General features: G+C 66.0%; 4 protein-coding genes. 2 read left to right on the plus strand and 2 right to left on the minus strand.

Annotated features, from left to right (window positions below; translation table 11 throughout):
• The coding region (gene leuD, locus A8G08_RS04230) for a 3-isopropylmalate dehydratase small subunit (protein ID WP_068270560.1) at positions 1-408 on the minus strand (408 nt) is incomplete at its 3' end.
• A 32-nt stretch (positions 409-440) separates the two neighbouring features.
• Positions 441-1,865: a 3-isopropylmalate dehydratase large subunit gene (gene leuC, locus A8G08_RS04235; RefSeq protein ID WP_068270563.1), complete on the minus strand. Its 1,425-nt coding sequence runs from the start codon at positions 1,863-1,865 to the stop codon at positions 441-443.
• A gap of 114 nt (positions 1,866-1,979) precedes the next feature.
• Here leuC and A8G08_RS04240 point away from each other — a divergent pair, with 114 nt between their 5' ends.
• A complete protein-coding gene (locus tag A8G08_RS04240) occupies positions 1,980-2,681 on the plus strand; it encodes an IclR family transcriptional regulator (RefSeq protein ID WP_068270566.1) in 702 nt (233 codons plus the stop codon).
• Between the two features lie 55 nt (positions 2,682-2,736).
• Complete coding sequence (locus A8G08_RS04245) at positions 2,737-3,252, plus strand: PPOX class F420-dependent oxidoreductase (protein ID WP_068270570.1); 516 nt, start codon at positions 2,737-2,739, stop codon at positions 3,250-3,252.
• The last annotated feature ends 115 nt before the right edge of the window (positions 3,253-3,367 follow it).

The raw sequence follows: 3,367 nt of genomic DNA on the forward strand, positions 1-3,367 counted from the left end.
AACAAGTTCCAGACCCGGCTGCTCTTCGAGCAGTTTCCAGAGCAGTTCGACGTCCGGCTGTGCCATCTGAGCGGCAAGCAGACCCGCCTTGCCAGCGTTGCCGCGGAAGATATCGGCGAAGCGAGAAGCGATCACAACGCGGAATCCAAAGTCCGACAGCGCCCAGACCGCATGTTCGCGAGACGATCCCGTACCGAAATCCGGACCAGCGACCAATACGCTGCCGCGGTCGTACGGCGGAACGTTCAGTACGAAAGAAGGATCCGTGCGCCAGGCCGCAAATAGGCCATCCTCGAAGCCGGTTCGCGTGACGCGCTTCAGATACACGGCCGGAATGATCTGATCGGTGTCGACATTCGAGCGCCGCAGCGGAACGCCGATTCCGGTGTGAACGGTGAAAGCTTCCATTTTCCTAAGAACTCCTAACGGGTTCGGGCGAGTCAGTCGAGATCAGCGGGCGCGGCCAGGCGGCCACGAACGGCGGTGGCGGCGGCAACCTGCGGCGAGACGAGGTGCGTCCGTCCACCCTTGCCCTGCCTGCCTTCGAAGTTGCGGTTCGAGGTCGAGGCCGAGCGCTCCCCCGGTGCGAGCTGATCGGGGTTCATTCCCAAGCACATCGAGCAACCGGCCTGACGCCATTCGGCTCCCGCGGCGGTGAAGATCTCACCGAGACCCTCCTCCTCGGCCTCCGCACGAACCCGCATGGAACCCGGCACCACGAGCATCCGGACACCGTCGGCGACGCGGCGCCCACGCAGCACGTCGGCCACAGCACGCAGGTCCTCGATCCGGCCGTTGGTGCACGAACCAACGAAGACGGTGTCGACGCTGACATCACGCAGCGGAGTGCCCGGCGACAAATCCATGTACCGCAGCGCCTTTTCCGCCGCGGCCCGCTCGTTCTCGTCAACGATATCGGCGGGGTCCGGCACCGCTGCGCCAAGCGGCAGGCCCTGACCCGGGTTGGTACCCCAGGTGACGAACGGTGTGAGCGCGGTTGCGTCGATGTGTACTTCGTTGTCGAAGACCGCGCCCTCATCGGTGCGAAGCTCGCTCCATGCGGCCACCGCGGCATCCCAGTCCGCGCCCTTCGGAGCGTGCGCACGGCCCTTGATGAACTCGTAGGTGATCTCGTCCGGGGCGATCATGCCGGCGCGCGCGCCGGCCTCGATCGACATGTTGCAGATCGTCATCCGCGCTTCCATCGACATCTTGCGGATGGCGTCGCCGCGATACTCGAGCACGTAGCCCTGTCCGCCACCGGTGCCGATCTTGGCGATCACGGCGAGGATCAGGTCCTTGCTCGATACACCCGGCGGCAATTCGCCATCGACGGTGATGGCCATCGTCTTGAACGGGCGCAGCGACAACGTCTGCGTCGCGAGGACATGCTCGACCTCGCTGGTGCCGATACCCATCGCGATCGAGCCGAACGCGCCGTGCGTGGACGTGTGACTGTCACCGCAGACGACCGTCATGCCGGGCTGAGTGAGGCCGAGCTGCGGGCCGACGACATGCACGATGCCCTGCTCGATATCGCCCATCGGATGCAGCCGGATGCCGAACTCTTCGCAGTTGTGGCGCAGGGTCTCGACCTGCGTGCGCGAGACCGGGTCCGCGATCGGCTTGTCGATGTCGACCGTCGGCACATTGTGGTCCTCGGTCGCGATCGTCAGATCCGGACGGCGCACGGGCCGGCCGGCGAGACGAAGACCGTCGAAGGCCTGCGGACTGGTGACCTCATGAACGAGGTGCAGATCGATGTAGATGAGATCGGGCTGGCGATTGTCGCCTTCACCCTCGCCACGTGAGACCACGTGGGCATCCCAAACCTTTTCCGCCAGCGTGCGCGGCTTGGTCGTCATCAATGCACCTCTTTCGAGAAGAAGACGGGCCGACCCGACCCTGCTTTCCATAATGTTTCCGGGCTGGGAAAACATCGTTTGCAATCTCACTATACGAGATGAGAATATCGTTCTATGAGACAGCATAGCGGTATCGGGGTGCTCGACAAAGCGATGGTCGTTTTGCACGCCGCCGCCGAGCAGCCGTGCACGCTCAACGACTTGGTCTCGCGCACCGGGCTGCCCCGGGCCACCGCGCACCGTCTGGCCGTTGGATTGGAAACGCACCGCATGCTGACCCGCGACGAGGACGGGGCCTGGCGCCCCGGCCCGGCGCTGTCCGAGCTTGCCGCCAGCGCCAACGACACACTCGTCGACGCCGCAGCGAGCGTGCTGCCCCGGCTGCGCGAGATCACCGGCGAGAGCGTGCAGCTCTACCGGCGCGAGGGCGCCGAGCGGGTATGCGTCGCCTCGATGGAACCGCTCACCGGGCTGCGGGACACCGTCCTCGTCGGCGCCCGGCTGCCCCTCACCGCGGGATCCGGCGCCAAGGTCCTGCTCGCGTGGGCAGACCCGCACCTGCAGCGCTCGATCATCTCGGACGCGTCCTTCACAGAGCGCAGCCTGCTCGAGGTACGCAAGCGTGGCTGGGCGCAGAGCGCCGGAGAGCGCGAGGCCGGCGTCGCGAGCGTTTCGGCACCGGTCCGCGACGCCAATGGCAATGTGATTGCCGCCGTATCGGTTTCGGGGCCGATCGACCGGATGGGACGCCGGCCCGGCGCCCGCTGGGCGGCGGACCTGCTCGCGGCCGCGGAAGCACTGCACAAGCGCCTCTGACCGGCTCTCCAACACCGTTGTGAGGCGCCACACAACGGCTGGGTATGGTCGCGGAATGGGTGTCAATCAACGTTCACAGATCCAGATGACCGACGACGAGATCGGCCAGTTCCTCGAGCGCAGCCGCGTCGCCACGATGGCGACCATCGGCGCCAAGGGGAATCCGCACCTGATCGCCATGTGGTACGCCATCGTCGACGGCGAGATCTGGTTCGAGACCAAGGCGAAGTCGCAGAAGGCGGTCAACCTGCGACGCGACGACCGGGTCACGGTGATGGTCGAGGACGGCGACACCTACGACACCCTGCGCGGCGTGGCGATCGAGGGACGCGCCGAGATCGTCGATGACGCCGAGGCACTGTTCAAGGTCGGCATCAGCGTCTGGGAGCGCTACACGGGCCCCTACGACGAGTCGATGCGCCCGATGGTGGAAATGATGCTCAACAAGCGTGTGGCAGTACGTGTGCGGGTCGACCGCACGCGCAGCTGGGATCACCGCAAGCTGGGCATGCCCGCCATGCCGATCGGCGGCAGCACGGCCGAGTTCATGAACTCCGCACTGAGGGACTGAGCGCGACCGAGCGCCTCACGGGTGCAAATCTTGTTCCCGGGTACGAAACTTCGCACCCGGGAGCACATTTCGCACCCGTGAGCGCGCGCTCCTCGGCGCAAACCTTCCTCCCCCC

It is taken from the genome of Aldersonia kunmingensis, assembly GCF_001646865.1.
GTDB classification, from domain to species: domain Bacteria; phylum Actinomycetota; class Actinomycetes; order Mycobacteriales; family Mycobacteriaceae; genus Aldersonia; species Aldersonia kunmingensis.

Excerpts from the sequence above, each read along its gene's own strand:
- leuC (WP_068270563.1), bottom strand. The coding sequence starts at position 1,865 with ATGACGACCAAGCCGCGCACGCTGGCGGAAAAGGTTTGGGATGCCCAC.
- A8G08_RS04240 (WP_068270566.1), top strand. The coding sequence starts at position 1,980 with ATGAGACAGCATAGCGGTATCGGGGTGCTCGACAAAGCGATGGTCGTT.
- A8G08_RS04245 (WP_068270570.1), top strand. The coding sequence starts at position 2,737 with ATGGGTGTCAATCAACGTTCACAGATCCAGATGACCGACGACGAGATC.